This is a genomic window from Bradyrhizobium sp. Bra78 (assembly GCF_024519855.1).
GTDB lineage: Bacteria > Pseudomonadota > Alphaproteobacteria > Rhizobiales > Xanthobacteraceae > Bradyrhizobium > Bradyrhizobium japonicum_G.
In genome coordinates this window covers 16,403-32,217 of the sequence record NZ_JALJRE010000007.1, presented here as the reverse complement: position 1 = coordinate 32,217, position 15,815 = coordinate 16,403, and the positions used below count along the sequence as shown (strand labels likewise).

Annotated in this window: 14 protein-coding genes; 6 read left to right on the top strand and 8 right to left on the bottom strand. The window is 65.8% G+C overall.

Annotated features, from left to right (window positions below; all coding sequences use genetic code 11):
• Positions 1 to 84: 84 nt before the first annotated feature.
• From OC450_RS17150 to OC450_RS17140, 3 genes are all read right to left on the bottom strand, one after another.
• Entirely contained in the window at positions 85 to 1,437 is a 1,353-nt protein-coding gene (locus OC450_RS17150; protein WP_211385080.1) for an MFS transporter, read from the bottom strand.
• Between the two features lie 234 nt (positions 1,438 to 1,671).
• Complete coding sequence (locus OC450_RS17145; protein ID WP_211385081.1) at positions 1,672 to 3,627, bottom strand: hypothetical protein; 1,956 nt, start codon at positions 3,625 to 3,627, stop codon at positions 1,672 to 1,674.
• Positions 3,628 to 3,711: 84 nt separating this feature from the next.
• Positions 3,712 to 4,794, bottom strand: a complete 1,083-nt coding sequence (locus tag OC450_RS17140; RefSeq protein WP_256808510.1) for a YbhN family protein — start codon at positions 4,792 to 4,794, stop codon at positions 3,712 to 3,714.
• 428 nt (positions 4,795 to 5,222) lie between these two features.
• On the opposite strand from OC450_RS17140, the gene OC450_RS17135 reads away from it, so the two are divergent.
• From OC450_RS17135 to OC450_RS17125, 3 genes are all read left to right on the top strand, one after another.
• Positions 5,223 to 5,729, top strand: a complete 507-nt coding sequence (locus OC450_RS17135) for a ferritin-like domain-containing protein (RefSeq protein WP_211385083.1) — start codon at positions 5,223 to 5,225, stop codon at positions 5,727 to 5,729.
• A 139-nt stretch (positions 5,730 to 5,868) separates the two neighbouring features.
• Positions 5,869 to 7,278: an MFS transporter gene (locus OC450_RS17130; RefSeq protein WP_262048323.1), complete on the top strand. Its 1,410-nt coding sequence runs from the start codon at positions 5,869 to 5,871 to the stop codon at positions 7,276 to 7,278.
• Positions 7,279 to 7,390: 112 nt separating this feature from the next.
• Positions 7,391 to 9,790: an EAL domain-containing protein gene (locus OC450_RS17125; RefSeq protein WP_211385085.1), complete on the top strand. Its 2,400-nt coding sequence runs from the start codon at positions 7,391 to 7,393 to the stop codon at positions 9,788 to 9,790.
• A gap of 2 nt (positions 9,791 to 9,792) precedes the next feature.
• Here the strand turns inward: OC450_RS17125 and OC450_RS17120 are convergent, their stop codons facing one another.
• Positions 9,793 to 10,227 carry a hypothetical protein gene (locus OC450_RS17120; protein ID WP_211385086.1) on the bottom strand — a complete coding sequence of 145 codons (435 nt, stop codon included), beginning with the start codon at positions 10,225 to 10,227 and terminating at the stop codon, positions 9,793 to 9,795.
• A gap of 65 nt (positions 10,228 to 10,292) precedes the next feature.
• Between OC450_RS17120 and OC450_RS17115 the strand changes: the two genes are divergently transcribed.
• Entirely contained in the window at positions 10,293 to 10,880 is a 588-nt protein-coding gene (locus OC450_RS17115; protein WP_256808516.1) for a hypothetical protein, read from the top strand.
• Between the two features lie 62 nt (positions 10,881 to 10,942).
• Entirely contained in the window at positions 10,943 to 11,542 is a 600-nt protein-coding gene (locus OC450_RS17110; RefSeq protein ID WP_262048322.1) for a YdcF family protein, read from the top strand.
• 3 nt (positions 11,543 to 11,545) lie between these two features.
• On the opposite strand, the gene OC450_RS17105 is transcribed toward OC450_RS17110, so the two are convergent.
• Positions 11,546 to 12,889, bottom strand: coding sequence for a PLP-dependent aminotransferase family protein (locus OC450_RS17105; RefSeq protein ID WP_211385089.1), 1,344 nt, complete (start codon positions 12,887 to 12,889; stop codon positions 11,546 to 11,548).
• A gap of 184 nt (positions 12,890 to 13,073) precedes the next feature.
• On the opposite strand from OC450_RS17105, the gene OC450_RS17100 reads away from it, so the two are divergent.
• Positions 13,074 to 13,310: a DUF1127 domain-containing protein gene (locus OC450_RS17100; protein WP_262048321.1), complete on the top strand. Its 237-nt coding sequence runs from the start codon at positions 13,074 to 13,076 to the stop codon at positions 13,308 to 13,310.
• 832 nt (positions 13,311 to 14,142) lie between these two features.
• Here OC450_RS17100 and OC450_RS17095 read toward each other — a convergent pair.
• From OC450_RS17095 to OC450_RS17085, 3 genes are all read right to left on the bottom strand, one after another.
• Positions 14,143 to 14,604 (bottom strand): hypothetical protein, encoded by a 462-nt coding sequence (locus tag OC450_RS17095; RefSeq protein ID WP_262048320.1) that lies wholly within the window; start codon positions 14,602 to 14,604, stop codon positions 14,143 to 14,145.
• A 14-nt stretch (positions 14,605 to 14,618) separates the two neighbouring features.
• On the bottom strand, positions 14,619 to 15,044 hold the full coding sequence (locus OC450_RS17090; protein WP_211385363.1) for a universal stress protein: 426 nt from the start codon (positions 15,042 to 15,044) through the stop codon (positions 14,619 to 14,621).
• A 151-nt stretch (positions 15,045 to 15,195) separates the two neighbouring features.
• Positions 15,196 to 15,726: a SixA phosphatase family protein gene (locus OC450_RS17085; protein ID WP_211385362.1), complete on the bottom strand. Its 531-nt coding sequence runs from the start codon at positions 15,724 to 15,726 to the stop codon at positions 15,196 to 15,198.
• Positions 15,727 to 15,815 lie beyond the last annotated feature (89 nt).

The window sequence follows — 15,815 nt, the reverse complement described above, 5'->3', positions numbered from 1 at the left end:
CTTCTAGCATCGATTACCCCCAAAACAAAGACGGCGGCTGTGACGCCGCCGTTGAGTTGCCTGGTCAAGCTCCCGCAGGAGCCCTCAGGAGGAACGTTTGAGCACCACCCGCTCGATCTTGCCGACGATCACGAGATAGGCGAATGCGGCCACCAGCGCGTTGGCGCCGACGAAGACCAGCGCGCCGTTGAACGAGCCGGTCGCGGCCAGGATGTAGCCGATCACGATCGGGGTGCTGATCGAGGAGAGGTTGCCGAAGGTGTTGAACAGGCCGCCCGAGACGCCGCCGGCTTCCTTCGGCGAGGTGTCGGAGACGACGGCCCAGCCGAGCGCGCCGATGCCCTTGCCGAAGAAGGCGAGCGCCATGAAGCCGACCACCAGCGCCTGCCCGTCCACATAGTTGCAGGCGATGATCGACATCGACAGCAGCATGCCGCCGACGATGGGGATTTTCCGCGCCAGCGTCAGCGAACCCGTCTTGCGCAGGATGGCGTCGGAGATGACGCCGCCGAGCACGCCGCCGATGAAGCCGCACAGCGCCGGCAGCGTCGCGACGAATCCGGCCTGCAGGATCGACAGGCCGCGCTCCTTGACGAGATAGACCGGGAACCAGGTCAGGAAGAAATAGGTCAGCGTGTTGATGCAGTACTGGCCGAGATAGACGCCGAGCATCATGCGGTTGGAGAGCAATTGGCGGATGTGGTCCCAGCGGGGGCCGGAGTCCGGCGCACGCTCGTGCTTCAGATCGTCCTTCGGCGCGTCGAGATCGACCAGCGCGCCGCCGTCCTTGATGTAGTCGAACTCGGCCTCGTTGATCCCGGGATGCTCCTTCGGGCCATAGATGGTCTTGATCCAGGCGAGACCCATGAGGATTCCGAGCGCGCCCATCACGAAGAACACGTAGCGCCAGCCGTAGTCGTGCGCGATCCAGCCCATCAGCGGCGCGAAGATCACGGTGGCGAAATACTGCCCCGAATTGAAGAAAGCCGATGCGGTGCCGCGCTCGTTACCGGGAAACCAGGCCGCGACGATGCGGGCGTTGGCGGGGAAGGACGGAGCCTCGGCGATGCCGACCAGGAAGCGCAGGCCGAACAGCACGGTGATCGCGGTGCCGGCGCTGAAGAAGCCGACCCAGCCCTGCATCATCGTGAAGATCGACCAGACGATGATGCTGAAGGCATAGACGAGGCGCGAGCCGTAGCGGTCGAGCAGCCAGCCGCCCGGCACCTGCGCGATCACATAGGACCAGCCGAAGGCCGAGAAGATGTAGCCCATGGCGACGGGATCGAGATGGAGCTCCTTGGAGAGCGCGGGGCCCGCGATCGAGAGCGTGGCGCGGTCGGCGTAATTGACGGTCGTGACCAGGAACAACATGGTCACGATGAACAACCTGACGCGAGACCTCCTCACGTCCGTTGCGGACACCACTGCGCTCATCACGCGCCTCCTTAGAACTCGAAATGTTTCCTCACTGCGACTCCTAGAGGCGCGCGCGGCAAAGTGTCCAAGTTCAAGGGGGTATCGATTGATGCCGTTTTTGGATTGATGGAACGGCAGGTCGAGGAAACGATGCGTGGAAATCGTGACCGGGATCGAGTGCTCGAGCCACCAACTCGTCATTGCTTTCGCTGCGCTCGCGATGACGGCGCGGAGAGAGTTCGCTCTTGCTATTTACTGCTGCGCGCCCGGAAGCAGTTGCGGCAGCAGTCCGCGCGTCACGCCGGGCGGCACGGCATCGAGCCCGAGCACTGCGCTCGCGGCCGGCAGCGCCGCGTCCGCCATCGCGGCGTGACCTTCGGCGCTCGGATGCACGGCGCCGCCATAGATGGCGGAGAGCACGCCCCAGGTCGCGTCGTGGATGTCGGTCGGCTGGCTCGCGGCCGGCAGGCCTTGCGGATAGGTCATGGCCGCGAAGTAGCTGTCATTGGCGTCGCGGATCCAGCGCGCGCGCGGCAGATAGGCGCGGAATTCGGAGGCGCTGCGGCCGCACAGCATCGGCTGGCTCGCCGCGCTCACGATATCGGGATTGAAGCTCTGGCCGTTCTCGGCAAAGCAGGTGCGGTCGAACTCCGGATCGTTGCCCGAATGCGCGCAGAAGCCGTGATCGGCGAACGCGGCCTGGTGCGCGTCGACGAAGGTCATGCGGTCGGCTTCCGGATCGCGGCACAGCGCACCGCGGGTGCAGGTGGCAAGGCCCTTCAGTTGCGGCAGGAATTCCGTGTCGACGAAGGTCGAGACGCGGGCGAGGCGCTGCGGGTCGGCGTTGAAGGACGGGTGGATGTCGAAGCCGGCGCGGCCGCCGCGGCAGGGCACGCCGCCATCGGCGAGCGCCGGGTTGGCGTAGGAGACATAGACCACGTGCGAGAGGTCGCCGCCGACCAGCGGCTTAAGCGCCTCGCGCAACTTGACGAAATTCTGCGGCAGCTCGCGCGCCAGCGCATCGCGGGAATCATCGACGTTCGCCATCACGCCGGAGCGGCGGAACAGGGCGCGCTCGGTCGCGGTGTCGACGATGACGTCGGCGACGAGGCCGGAGAAATAGACGTCGTTGGCGCCGACCGAGAGCAGCACGAGGTCGAGCGTGCGGTCGGGCTGGCGCTTCCTGGCGGCGGTGAGCGCTTCACGCAACTCGGCAACCTGCGCGTTCACGCTGGTGTTGCAGACGCCGGTCTTGCCGGGCGGACATTCGCGGGCGCGCTGCGAGCCGAGCAGTCCGTCGCCAATGCTGGCGCCGGTGCAAGCGAGCGGCAAAAAGGTCACCGCGACGTGGGTGTAGCGCACAGCGAGCGCCAGCGCGGTGCGGGCCTGGTAGCTGTAGAGCGAGCGGTGGCAGGGTGAGTTGAACCAGAGCGCGCCGTAGCGCTGCCAGTTGGCGAGCGAATCCGGCGCCTCGCAGGCGCGGCCGCCTTTGTAGCCGGCGCGGCTCGGTCGGTAGTACTGGCCGCCGGCGGCGGTGCCGAGATAGGAGCGGAAGCAGAAGCCTTCGTCGGACAGCGCCAGCGGCCGGTCCGGATTGCCTTCGCCCGAGGCGATGCTGTCCCCCAAGCCGGCCACGAAGATGTCGCGAACCTGGATCTCGGCCTGGACACGCTGGGTCGGATCGGAGCCGGAGGAGACGTCCACGCTCGCGACCGTCTGCTTGCCATAGCGGACCCGCAGATTGACCGGCTCGGCGCAGTCGAAAGTCGAGGTCTGCGGCCCGTCGCCGTCGTCGAACGACCAGGCGCAGGTAGCGCCGACCGGCACCGCGCCGGTGAGACGCACGGTGACGGGGTGATCGACCGGGGTGAGGTAGTTTTCCTTCACGTTGTCCCGGGTGCAGGGCTGGTTGACCCGGCCCTGGAGGTCGATGCAGAGGCGGTTGACCATGTTGCGGGCCCAGCCGCGACCCTCGCTCTGGAGTTCCAGCGATTGTTCGGCGGCGAGAATGCTGCGGTTGCCCGCATTCTCGACATGGAGCAGGAAATCACGCTCCTCGCGGAACAGCCGGAAGCGGTTGCGCACCTCCCAATTGATCTGCAGGGCGCCGGAGTCCTGCGCGGCGGCGCGCTCGGGCGGCAAGGCGGTCAGGATCCCGGCAAGCAGCAGGGCGCCTGCGGAGAGAGTGCGAAGGGATGCTCGGATCATGGCCCGCGTCTTCAACGGCAAAGTTGAGGCGGAAATAAGAGAGCATTGCTCCCCCGCCTGCAACCTTTGTCTGGACCGTCCGCGTCAGCGCTTGTTGGCCTGCCGCAGCAGCCGCTCGCGCTCCATGGGCGTCACCTGCTTGGGCAGGTTGGCCTGTGCGCAGGCCTCCGCCAGCCGCCGCCGCTCCTGCCAGGGCTCCACCACGTTCATCCAGAGCTCGCGCGCGCCCATGATGGAGATGGCGAGGCCGAACGGGATCACGAAATAGAGAATGCGGAACACCAGCAGCGTCGCCAGCAGCTGCTCGCGGCCGAATTCCGGCAGCGCCACCAGCATGGCGGCGTCGAACACGCCGATCGAGCCGGGGGCATGGCTGGCGAAGCCGAGCAGGGTCGCCAGGATAAACACCACGGCAAGCGACAGAAAATCGATCTGCGGACTGGCCGGCACCAGCAGATACATCGCCAGCGCGCAGAAGCCGAGATCGACCACGCCGATGAGGATCTGCACCAGCGTCAGCGGCGCCGAGGGCAGCACCACCTTCCAGCCCTTTTGGCCGAGCTCGCGCCGCTTCTCGCCCATGCAGAGCCAGACCAGATATGCGGCGATCGAGGCGAGGCCGCCGAGCGCGATCAGCCGATTGATCGATGACGGCAGCTGATCCATGTAGGACGCGGCGTCGGGATGGATCGCCATGCCGATCGAGAGCACGAAGATGTTACCGAGCCAGAAGGTCAGCCCCGACAGGAAGCAGATTTTCGCGACGTCGATCGCGTTCAGCCCGTAATCGGAATAGATCCGGAAGCGGATCGCGCCACCCGTGAACACCGTGGCGCCGATGTTGTGGCCGATCGAATAGGACGTGAAGCTGGAGAGCGCCGCGATGCGATAGGGCACGTGCTTCTTGCTGATCGTTCGCAGTGCAAAAAAATCGTAGAAGGTCAGCGTACAGAACGCGAAAAAGACGCAGATCGCCGCCAGCCCGATATTGCCGCGGGGAATCTCGGTCAACGCGGTCAGGATGACACCGGTATCGATGCCCTTGAGGGTCCGCACCAGCGTGGTGATCGCGAAGGCGATGATGAAGACGCTCGCGGCAATGCCGAGCCGTCGCCAGCCGATCCATCTCTTGAAGCCGCGTTTCAGCGCGGGCAGCAGTCCGTGCATTCGTCCTCCCGGCGGGGGGCAAAACCGACCGGGCCAGAGATTGGCCGGTCGGGTGCGATCACTGCCCGAAATGGGCTTCGATCGCTAGGCATGATGTAGCTCATTTAAGGCAAAAACAGTAACTTGTGCAGCCCTTGACAATGATAGGTTCTGCGCCGGACCGGCCACTTTTGTCATACGCGGTTCACATCGGGCGGGCGTTAAGCATATGAGTCGTGGGACCGGTTCGGCTCTCGCGTCCGTGTCTCGGCATGGTTTCAAATCCTGGCGCGGTCGGCATTGTTCCAGCTCAAGCGATGCGGGCTTTTTTGGAACGCCGATGCCGGGTGCCCGTTAGGCCACCATCAGCAATCGAACATGGCGGAATACGCGGCTTTTCTTGCAGGCCGCTGCGTCCGTGTTCCCGAAACCTCGAGAGGATCGGACCGATGGGACTGTTCACGAAAGACATCAAGACCATGAACGACCTGTTCGTGCACCAGCTTCAGGACATCTATTATGCCGAGCAGCAGCTCGCCAAGGCCCTGCCGAAAATGGCCGACAAGGCCACCGATCCGCAGCTGAAACAGGGCTTTTTGACGCACCTCGAAGAAACCAAGCAGCACGTCAAGCGGCTGGAGGAAGTGTTCAAGATGCACGGTGCTCAGGTGAAGGCGGTCGACTGCCCGGCGATCGACGGCATCATCGAGGAGGCCGACGAGACCGCCGGCGAGGTCGCGGACAAAGCGGTGCTCGACGCCGCCCTGATCAACGCAGCGCAGGCCGCCGAGCATTACGAGATCGCCCGCTATGGCAGCCTGATCGCCTGGGCCAAGCAGCTTGGCCGCAATGACTGCGCCAGCGTGCTCGCCAAGACGCTGGAGGAAGAGAAGGCGACCGACAAGAAGCTGACCACGCTCGCCGAGAGCAAGGTGAATCTCCGCGCGGCCAGCTAAGGTGAGGTAATCAAAAAAAGCGCCGCGCGGCCATCCGCGCGGCGCTTGCATGTGACGCATCCATCATTCGGTCATTGTCGAAACATGACGGCGGGATGGAAGCGTATGTTTCGCATGGGGCTGCAACCGAGTTGGCAGCATGCGAGCAAGCACCATCAAAAATGAATCCTTCGACGACGGAGCCGGCGCGCCGCGTGCCGGCTCGCGTCTTGCAACCTCCCTCACGCTCGCCGCGATGAGCCTCGGCTATGGCGTGGTGCAGCTCGACGTCACCATCGTCAACACCGCGCTCGGTGCGATGGGCAGGACGCTCGGCGGCGGCGTCGCCGAGCTGCAATGGGTGGTCAGCGCCTACACCATTGCATTTGCCGCGTTCATTCTGACGGCCGGCGCGCTCGGCGACCGGATCGGCGCCAAGCGCATCTTCATGGCGGGCTTCGCCATCTTCACCGCGGCCTCGCTCGCCTGCGCACTGGCGCCCAATGCGGCCGTGCTGATCGCAGCGCGGCTGGTCCAGGGCCTGGCGGCGGCGATCCTGGTGCCGAATTCTCTCGCGCTGCTCAGTCATGCCTATCCGGACGACCGCGAGCGCGGCCGTGCCGTGGCGGTCTGGGCCGCCGGAGCGAGCCTTGCCCTCACCGCGGGCCCGTTCGTCGGCGGCGCGCTGATCACGCTGGTCGGCTGGCGCGCGATCTTCCTGGTCAATCTGCCGATCGGGCTTGCCGGCCTGTGGCTGAGCTGGCGTTGCGCCAGCGAAACCACGCAGGCGCGCTCGCGCGAGATCGATCTGCCCGGGCAGCTTGCCGCGATCGGTGCGTTGGGGGCGCTGGCCGGCGCGATCATCGAAGGCGGTTCGCTCGGCTGGGAACATCCAGCCGTGATCGCGGCCTTCGTCGGAGCCGCCATTCTCGGCGCGCTTTTCGTCTGGCGCGAGAGCCGCGCGGTACAGCCGATGCTGCCGCTGTCGCTGTTCGGCCACCGGCTGTTCGCGCTGACTTCGCTCGTCGGGTTGCTCGTCAACATTGCGATCTATGGCCTGATCTTCGTGCTCAGCCTGTACTTCCAGAGGATCAACGGGCTGTCGGCGTGGTGGACCGGTCTCGCCTTCGTGCCGATGATGGGGGCGGTGCTGCCGTTCAATCTGCTGGCGCCGCGCCTCGCCGAGCATATCGGCCCGTGCCCGACCATCGTCGTCGGCGCCTGCGTCTCGGCGCTTGGCTGCCTCGGCCTGCTCTGGATCGAGGCCGGGACGAGCTATTGGGCGATCCTTGCCCAGATGATTGCGATCAGCGGCGGACTTGGGCTGCTGGTGCCGCCGCTGACCTCGACCTTGTTGGGCAGCGTCGAGAAGGCGCGCTCCGGTATCGCGGCGGGCGTCCTGAACGCGACGCGGCAATCCGGCAGCGTCCTCGGCGTCGCGCTGTTCGGCTCGCTGGTGGCCTCGGAGGGGGCGTTCGTGACCGGCATGCATCTGTCGCTGATTCTGTCGGCGGCGGTGCTGCTGCTCGCCGCCGCCGTGATCGGCCTCGGTGCACCGGCGCGCGGATGAACAATCCGAGCGAATGGACACACCTTCCGTTCACCATCCCCGAAGGGGGCACGTAGCCAGTTACCGACTATCCACCTCTGTCGGTTCAAGTGCGGGTCGATAGGGGCCTGCAATGTACCAAGTATTCTACTGTCTCGCCGAAGAGCACGACTGGCGGCTTGTGGCGCTTGGCGGCGCTGTGTGTCTGCTCGCAAGCGCGGCGGCGATCAGCCTGTTTCACCGGGCTCGGGCGTCGAACGGCCCCGGTCGCCTGGCCTGGATCGCCCTGGACGCCGCCGTCAGCGGATGCGGCATCTGGGCGACGCATTTCATCGCGATGCTCGCCTACGGGCCGGGTGGCGCCGGCGCTTACAACATCCCGGTGACGATCCTTTCCCTGGTCTTCGCGATCTCCGTGACCTTCGTGGGGCTGAGCATCGCGGTATCATCCTCACGCGCGCCGTGGATCGTGCTCGGCGGCGCAATCGTCGGCACAGGCGTCGCGACGATGCACTACACCGGCATGGCCGCGCTGGAGATGCCGGCGCGCGTGGACTGGATCGGAAGCACGGTTGCCGCCTCCGTGCTGTTCGGAGTTGTGTTTGCAGCGCTCGCGCTGTTCGTCGCAGCGCGGCGCGACAACCGCTTCCATGCGCTGGCCGCGACCGCCCTGCTGACGGTCGCCATCGTCGCGCATCATTTCACCGCGATGGGCGCGGTGCTGCTGACGCCGGACCCGACGATCGCGATCAGCGGGCTGTCCGTCTCGCCGGCCTCGCTGTCCTTCCTCACCGCAGGTGCCGCTGTTGCGATCATCGCGATTGCGCTCGTGGCCGCGCTGCTCGACCGCCGCGCCAAGGGCGAGCTGGGCCGCCAGCAGATCGTGCTGGACACGGCGCTCGAGAACATGTCGCAGGGACTGTGCATGTTCGACGCGGACGGCAAGATCATCCTGTTCAACGAACGCTATGCCGCGATGCTCGGCCGCACCGACATCCCGCTCGCCGGCCGCCTGCTGGTCGATGTGCTGCGGGAGGAGCAGGCCAGGGGCCAGTGGCAGGGCGATGCGGGCGAATTCTTCGCCCGCCTCGTCGCCGACGCGCGCGAGAGCCGTACCACGACCGATGTCGTCAGCAGGCTGGGTCGGTCCATCCGGGTCGTCAACCAGCCGATGCAGGGTGGAGGCTGGGTCGCGACCTTCGAGGATATCACCGAATGGCTGGAGGCGCAGGCCAAGATCTCGCACATGGCCCGCCATGACGCGCTGACAAGTCTGCCGAACCGCGTGCTGTTCCACGAGCAGCTCGAGCAGGGATTGCTCCGGACCAGGTCGGGCGACCAGCTCGCGGTGCTTTGTCTCGATCTCGATCATTTCAAGGACATCAACGACTCGCTCGGCCATCCCATCGGCGATGCGCTGCTGAAGGAGGTCGGCCGCAGGCTGAAGGCCACCGTCGGCGAGAGCGACACCGTCGCGCGGCTCGGCGGCGACGAGTTCGCCGTGGTCCAGATCGGACGGTCGGAGGAAACCGCGGCAAGATCCCTTGCCGGCCGCCTCGTCGAGGTGGTCTCGGCGCCTTACGAGATCGACGACCATCAGATCGTCATCGGCGTCTCGATCGGCATCTCGCTGGCGCCGCAGGACGGCAACAATCCGGACGAGCTGTTGAAGAACGCCGACCTCGCGCTGTATCGGGCCAAGGCGGACGGCCGCGGCACCTATCGGTTCTTCGAGACCGGCATGGATGCGCGCGCGCAGGCGCGGCGCCTGCTGGAGATGGATCTGCGCGCGGCGCTGCAACGCGACGAATTCGAGGCGTACTATCAGCCGATCCGCGACGTCGCCAGCGGTCGCGTCGTCGCCTTCGAGGCGCTGCTGCGCTGGAACCATCCGCAGCGCGGCCTGATCGCGCCGATCAGCTTCATTCCGCTGGCCGAGGAGACCGGACTGATCGTTCAGCTCGGCGAGTTCGTGCTGCGCGGCGCCTGCGCCGACGCGGCCACCTGGCCCGACGATGTCGACGTCGCCGTCAACCTGTCGCCGGTGCAGTTCAAGAATCCGAACCTGATCGCATCCGTGACCGAAGCGCTGGCCGCTTCGGGACTCGATGCGCGCCGTCTCGAGCTCGAGATCACCGAATCCGTGCTGCTTCAGAACAGCGAGACGACGCTGACCACCCTGCACGAGCTGCGTGCCATGGGCGTGCGCATCTCGCTCGACGATTTCGGCACCGGCTATTCGTCGCTGAGCTATCTGCGCAGCTTCCCGTTCGACAAGATCAAGATCGACCGCTCCTTCGTGTCGGAGCTGGCGACACGGGAGGATTCCATGGCGATCATCCGCGCCGTGACCGGTCTCGGCCGCAGCCTCGGAATCGTCACCACGGCGGAAGGCGTCGAGAACGACGCGCAGCTCGAGCTGCTCAGGCGCGAGGGCTGCACCCAGGCGCAGGGTTATCTGTTCAGCAAGCCGCGGCCGGCTTCCGATGTCGCGATCATGCTGAACCGGCCGCGGCTGCGCGCGACCGCCTGAGGTCAGCCGCGGCGCAGCGCGAAATGCGCGCCGCAGAACGCCATCACGGCGCCGAGGCATAGCGCCGCAAGCCCGGCCAGCACGCCCGAGACCGTCGGGATCGGGCTGGGCGCCGAGGCAACCTGGCCCGCGCCCGCCAGCAGGAGCACGCCGACCGCGATCAGGAACTGCCGCATCCGTTGCGGGATTTGGCCGTCGGCGGCGCTCTGCATCAATGTCGCGGTGAAATAGCCGCCGGAGAAGCCGACCGAGGCGATCAGCCACCACGCGATCGCCGCGCCCGCCGGGATGAACTCATGCGTGTCGGAGTGCCAGAGGCCCCCGAGGTCGAGCCCGTAGCGCGCGCCCAGCATGTGCACCGCAAGCGCGAGCAGCACGCCGGAGATCACGGCGGCGCCGAGAATCAGCCGGCGCGGGAAAAAGATCGTCTCAGCCATGCCCCGCTTGTAGGATGGGGGAGGGCGATGATGCAAGCTGATCGCGGATTGGATTGATTGTGAAGATGCAGGGCGCGGGAGCCGACGCGGCGCCGGTCGCGAGCTATGCCTACAAGGCGTCGCTGATCGGCTCGGCGCATCGCTTCGAACTGACGGACGAGGGGCTTTCCTGGCACATCCCCGGCCGTTCCGGCCTGTGGCGTTATGACGAGATCAGTGCAATCCGGCTGTCGTTCCGACCCGTCTCGATGCAGCAGCACCGCTTTCGCGCCGATGTCAGCCACACCAAGGGCGGCCGTATCGCGATCCTGTCGACGAGCTGGCAGACCGCGGCGCTGATGGCGCCGCAGAACAATGGTTTTCGCGATTTCATCATCGAGCTTCATGCGCGGATGGCGAAAGCGGGCAGCCGCGCTGTGCTGACCGCCGGTCTGGGCCGCCAGACCTATGCCGCGGTGCTGGCCTTCCTGGCGGTGCTGACGGTGGCGATGACGGGACTCCTGATCCGCGCGCTCATGATCGGCGAGCTCGCCGGTGCGCTGTTCATCATCGGATTTGCCGCGCTGTTCGCCTGGCAGGTCGGCGGCTTCGTGCGGTGCAACCGGCCGCAGAGCTACAGCTTCGATCGCGTGCCGAAGGCCCTGCTGCCCTAGCTGCAATCGTCCGCAATCAAACGTGACTTCGCGCGCCGCCGCCGGTGTCGGATCGTGCAGCCATGTCCACCCTGGATCGCAGCGCGCGCCGGCCTACGGCCGATGAGATCGCCGAGATCAACCGCACGCACCTGATCGACACGCCGCTCGCGCCGGCCGATCTGTTGTTCATGTTCGGGACCCGGGAGGATGTCGCACTGCGCGCCGACACCGCGGCGCGGCTCTGGCGCCAGGGCTATTTTCGTTGGTCGATTGTCAGCGGCGGCGTGACGCCGGGCTCGGAGCAATCCGAGTGCACGATCATCAAGGCGGCGATGATTGTGGCGGGTATTCCGGCGGAACTTGTCCTCGAGGAGCATCGCGCCATGAACACCGGGGAGAACGTGATTTTCTCGCTGCCGGTCATCGATGCGGCGCTCGGACTGCAGAACATTCGCAGCGTGATCTGTCTCGGCAACACCTGGACCGCGCGGCGCTACCCGATGACGTTGCATCGGCACTGGCCCGAGGTCGAGAAGATGCTGCTCACCGTCGACAGCTTCGCGACGCCCCGCGCGCTCTGGCATACCGATGCCGAATTTTGCCGCCGCATGCTGCATGAATGGGACAAGATCGAGCCGTACAGGGCGCAAGGCTTCATCGCTGAATGGCCGAAGACCTGAGAGCTACTCCGTCGAGTCGAAATCCTCTTCCTTTGTGCCGAGCAGCGACACGAGCGTGCGCAGGCCGGCATCGAGCTGCTCGAACGTGGGCGGGGCGAGCGCGAGGCGCACCGCATTCGGTGCATGGCCATGAGCTATCGCGAAGGTGGAGGACGGTGTCAGCGCGATGCCGCGCCGGGCCGCCGCGGCGACGAAGGTCTGTGAGCGCCAGTGTGACGGCAGCGTCAGCCAGAGATGATAGGAGCGCGGATCGGCCGAGATCTGGTAGCCGGCGAGCAGCCTTGCCGCGGTCTGCTGCCGGCGCGAGGCGTCGATCCGCTTCAGCCGTGTCAGCTCGGCGACGGTGCCGTCGGCCATCAGCCGCTGCCCGGATGCGAGCGCGTGGCCCGAGGCGATCCAGCCGCCGGTCCTGACCGCGCCCATCACGCTTTCGCGCAGATGCGGCGGCGCCACCAGGATACCGAGTGCAAGGCCCGGTGCGACCTTCTTGGACAGGCTGTCGATCACGATGCAGCGCTCCGGCCCGAGCGCGGCCAGCGGGGTGTCGTCGGCGAGAAAGCCGTAGACGCTGTCCTCGATGATGGTGAGGTCGAGCTTCTCGGCGACGCGCATGATGTCGGCGCGCCGCGTCGCGTTCATGGTGACGCCGAGCGGGTTCTGGATGATGGGCTGGAGATACAGCGCCGACAGGTGCGCTTCGCGATGCGCTTTCTGAATTGCATCGGGCCGCGCGCCAAACTCGTCCATCGGAATCGGGACCAGCGTGATGCCGAGCCGCGCCGCGATGCTCTTGACGTAAGGGTAGGTCAGCGCCTCGACGCCGCAGCGGCCGCCGGTGGGAACGAGGGCGGCGAGTGCGGCCGCGAGCGATTGCTTGCCGTTGGCGGTGAAGACGATCTGCTCGGCCTGCGGCGCGAAATCCTTGCGCGCGAGATAGGCGGCGGCGGCATTGCGCGCGCTCTTGGTGCCGGTGCTGGTCGAGACGCGCAGCGCGGATTCGAGCGCGTCGACGCGCTCCAGCCCGGCAAGGCTCTTGGCGATCATTGCCCATTGCTGCGGCAGCAGCGGGTAATTGACCTCGAAGTCGATCCGCGCGTCGCGCGGCTCGCTCAGCGCCTCGACCTCGCGCCTGATGTCGCCGGAGATGAAGGTGCCGCGGCCGACCTCGCCGACGACGAGCCCGCGGCGGAGCAACTCCGTATAAACCCGGCTCGCGGTCGAGACCGCAATGCCACGGTCATAGGCAAAATTGCGCTGCGGCGGCAGCCGGTCGCCGGGCCTTAACGTGCCGTTAGAGATATCCGAGGCAATGGCATCGGCAAGCTTCACGTACTCGAACTTGGACATTATTGCACCGAGAGCAATGTTTCACTTGCTCCGAGCAGTGTACTGGAGCATTTAAGTTCCATCAAGGCCCGCGATTGAGCCGAGGATAGCGAGAGCAATCCGACGGCAAATGAGGTGCAAACGCTCAGGCGTCTGCGCCAACGGCATCCGCTTCGCCGCGTGGACCACAGGCCGGAGAAGAAACATGACCACGATTTCCCAAACTGCCGGGCGGAGTTTACGCCCGTCCTCGACGGGCGGATTTTTCAGCACGCTCGTCAACGCCGCCTATGCCCTGTTCGATCGTCTGGAGCACCGCACAGCGGTCAAGACGCTGAACGAGCTCGACGACCGCGCCCTGCGCGACATCGGGATCAATCGCAGCCAGATCGAGGATGCGGTGTACGGGCAGTTCAAGGCCGAGCTGACGCGGTATCTGTAAGCGCATCTTCTCTTGTCCCGGACGCGCTTCAACGCAAAGCGTTGCTGCGCAGCGTCCGGGGCACGAGACCGAGGCTTGGTGCGTAGCTGCTTCTGCTCCGTCATTGCGAGCGCAGCGAAGCAATCCAGCCTGCCACCGCGGAAAGTCTCTGGATTGCCTCGCTGCGCTCGCAATGACGGAGCACGGGGCGTCGGCCCCGCTCTTTCAATTTGCATTCTCGTTTGCGGACGCACCTTCGCCCTCTCGCGGCGCATGTCGCCCGAGCTTTGCTTCATCTCGACACCCTCAAGTGAAAGAGGGCGCAGGGAAGACCGGGTGCCGGCCGGGCACCCACGGTCCACTGTGCGGAAGGTGGCAACAAGAATTTGCACAGCGGCATACAGGTGTAGCCAGACATCCGGCCTTCCCTGCGCAGTGGTTTGACGGCTTATGTCGTACTCTCCCCGGGGAGCGATGCACTATTGCCCCCGTCGCCTTGCGGCTGACGATGCGCGCGCCCGGTCGGGCCCCCACATCACCGCAACGCTTGACGCCAGCCTGCGGGCGCCAGGACCACACGATTTTGCCGTACGCCGATCACACCGATCGTGTGCGCGGTGGCTTCGCTCACGGTTGCCCGCCCTGCAAAACCCTCCGCGCCGACGTGACCCACGTCCACCGCCGTCCGGCCCGCGTTCGTGACGATCGCGATACGCCCCTCTTCGTTGGGCCGGAGTGCGCGCACTATCCGCCTATTCCGAAATTCTGTAAAGGCGAATATTTTTGATGGCGGGCGTTGACCGGTAGGTTGTGTGTTTTGCCCGACGGGCAACGCAAGGGCTTATAGTTGGGATCAGGCGACCGCGACCTGATCCCAGACGCCGCCATAAGCTCGATCGTCCCCGGATTGATCAGGCTTGCGGCGCGGCCTCGTCGGTACGCTGCGTTGGCGCCGATGCCGGACGTCGAGCCGCCGCACATGCGCGACGACGCTGCCCGCGAGCAGGGCGATACGCGCGGCAGCCTGCCTGACCACGAACAGGATCGTCGTGACGCGGCTCAACACGCCGAGCAGGAACAGCGCCGAGAAGATGTCGATATAGGCGAGGAAGTCGCCGACCAGCATCAGCTCCGGCGGGATCGGGATGCTGTGGTAGTAGGCCAGTACGAGGATCACGACGGGGATGAAGGCGATGACCTTCCGCACCGTCAGTCTGTCCAACAGCGCGGCCAGTTGTACGACCAGCACATCCCACAGCGCATCGCCAATCGCGAGCGGGACCTCGTAAGTCCATCTCCGCCACCGTTGCTTCACGACATTGCTCCGAGCTAATGCCTGACCACCAGCACCGAACACTTGGCGTAGCGCACGACGTGACCCGCATTCGACCCGAGGAAATAGGTGCGCATCGCCGGCCGGTGCGAGGTCATCACGATCAAATCGGCCTTCATGTGCACCGCTTCCTCGAGGATCTCGTGGTAGATGCCGCCCTGGCGCACGACGCTGGAGATGCGAGAAGCCTCGATGCCGGATTCGCGCGCGACGATGGCAAGCGCTTCTTCCGAGGTCTGGCGCTGCTGTTCGTCGAAATCGGCCGGAACGTATTCGGCCAGCATGACCGGCGTCATCGGCAGCACGTTGAGCAGGCGGACGGAGCCGCTCCAGGTCTGCGACAGCGTTGCCGCGGTCGCAATCGCCGGCTTTGCCAGGTCCGTGTCGGCGAGGTCGATGGGCACGAGGATGGACTTGAACATCTGCGCCTCCAAATCTTCAGCAGCTCTTGATCGGGCTGGACCGACCGGTCGAGACGGCGCCCGCGCGTCTCAACCCGATCGAAGCAGCCTTCGACTATCGAAGCAGCCTTGGCCTATCGAAGCAACCTTGGACCATCGAAGCAGCTTTGAACTATCGAAGCAGCTTTGGGCTGACGAACTGCACCAGTTTGCCGCGGCGGTAGGCCACGTCACCCCAATCCTTGACGTCAAAGTCGAAGATCGCAAGCCCCGCCGTGGGCAGATTGTCGGCGAGCGCCTTGGCGCTGGCCGGATCGCCGCCGCCCGTCAGCATCAGCGCGGCCTCGTGCATGCCGGGATTGTGGGCAACCAGCAGCAATTGCTTCGGGTCGGCTGGAGCGGTTGCAGTGCGAATGGATTCCAGGATCTGCGCGGGATCGGCGCCGTAGAGTTCCGGCAGGACCTCGACCTGCGGCGCGGCGACGCGGTCTTTCATCGTCTCCCAGGCAATGTCCCAGGTCTGCCGGGCCCGGACGGCATGCGATACCAGCACGGCTTCGGGAAAGGGGGGATGGGCGGCAATCCAGTCGCCGATCTGCGCGGCATCCTTGTGGCCGCGTTCATCCAGGCGGCGGTCCTGGTCACGGCCGCTCGGCGCGTCCGTCTCGGTCTTGGCGTGACGCAGCAGCATCAAACGGCGCATGGCATTCTCGAATCGTTACACGTCCAGAATAAACTAGGGACGCGGGTTGCGGACAAGGTGACAAGCGCCCGATCGGTCCAATATTGTTT

Excerpts from the sequence above, each read along its gene's own strand:
- OC450_RS17150 (WP_211385080.1), bottom strand. The coding sequence starts at position 1,437 with ATGAGCGCAGTGGTGTCCGCAACGGACGTGAGGAGGTCTCGCGTCAGG.
- OC450_RS17145 (WP_211385081.1), bottom strand. The coding sequence starts at position 3,627 with ATGATCCGAGCATCCCTTCGCACTCTCTCCGCAGGCGCCCTGCTGCTT.
- OC450_RS17140 (WP_256808510.1), bottom strand. The coding sequence starts at position 4,794 with ATGCACGGACTGCTGCCCGCGCTGAAACGCGGCTTCAAGAGATGGATC.
- OC450_RS17135 (WP_211385083.1), top strand. The coding sequence starts at position 5,223 with ATGGGACTGTTCACGAAAGACATCAAGACCATGAACGACCTGTTCGTG.
- OC450_RS17130 (WP_262048323.1), top strand. The coding sequence starts at position 5,869 with ATGCGAGCAAGCACCATCAAAAATGAATCCTTCGACGACGGAGCCGGC.
- OC450_RS17125 (WP_211385085.1), top strand. The coding sequence starts at position 7,391 with ATGTACCAAGTATTCTACTGTCTCGCCGAAGAGCACGACTGGCGGCTT.
- OC450_RS17120 (WP_211385086.1), bottom strand. The coding sequence starts at position 10,227 with ATGGCTGAGACGATCTTTTTCCCGCGCCGGCTGATTCTCGGCGCCGCC.
- OC450_RS17115 (WP_256808516.1), top strand. The coding sequence starts at position 10,293 with ATGCAGGGCGCGGGAGCCGACGCGGCGCCGGTCGCGAGCTATGCCTAC.
- OC450_RS17110 (WP_262048322.1), top strand. The coding sequence starts at position 10,943 with ATGTCCACCCTGGATCGCAGCGCGCGCCGGCCTACGGCCGATGAGATC.
- OC450_RS17105 (WP_211385089.1), bottom strand. The coding sequence starts at position 12,889 with ATGTCCAAGTTCGAGTACGTGAAGCTTGCCGATGCCATTGCCTCGGAT.
- OC450_RS17100 (WP_262048321.1), top strand. The coding sequence starts at position 13,074 with ATGACCACGATTTCCCAAACTGCCGGGCGGAGTTTACGCCCGTCCTCG.
- OC450_RS17090 (WP_211385363.1), bottom strand. The coding sequence starts at position 15,044 with ATGTTCAAGTCCATCCTCGTGCCCATCGACCTCGCCGACACGGACCTG.
- OC450_RS17085 (WP_211385362.1), bottom strand. The coding sequence starts at position 15,726 with ATGCGCCGTTTGATGCTGCTGCGTCACGCCAAGACCGAGACGGACGCG.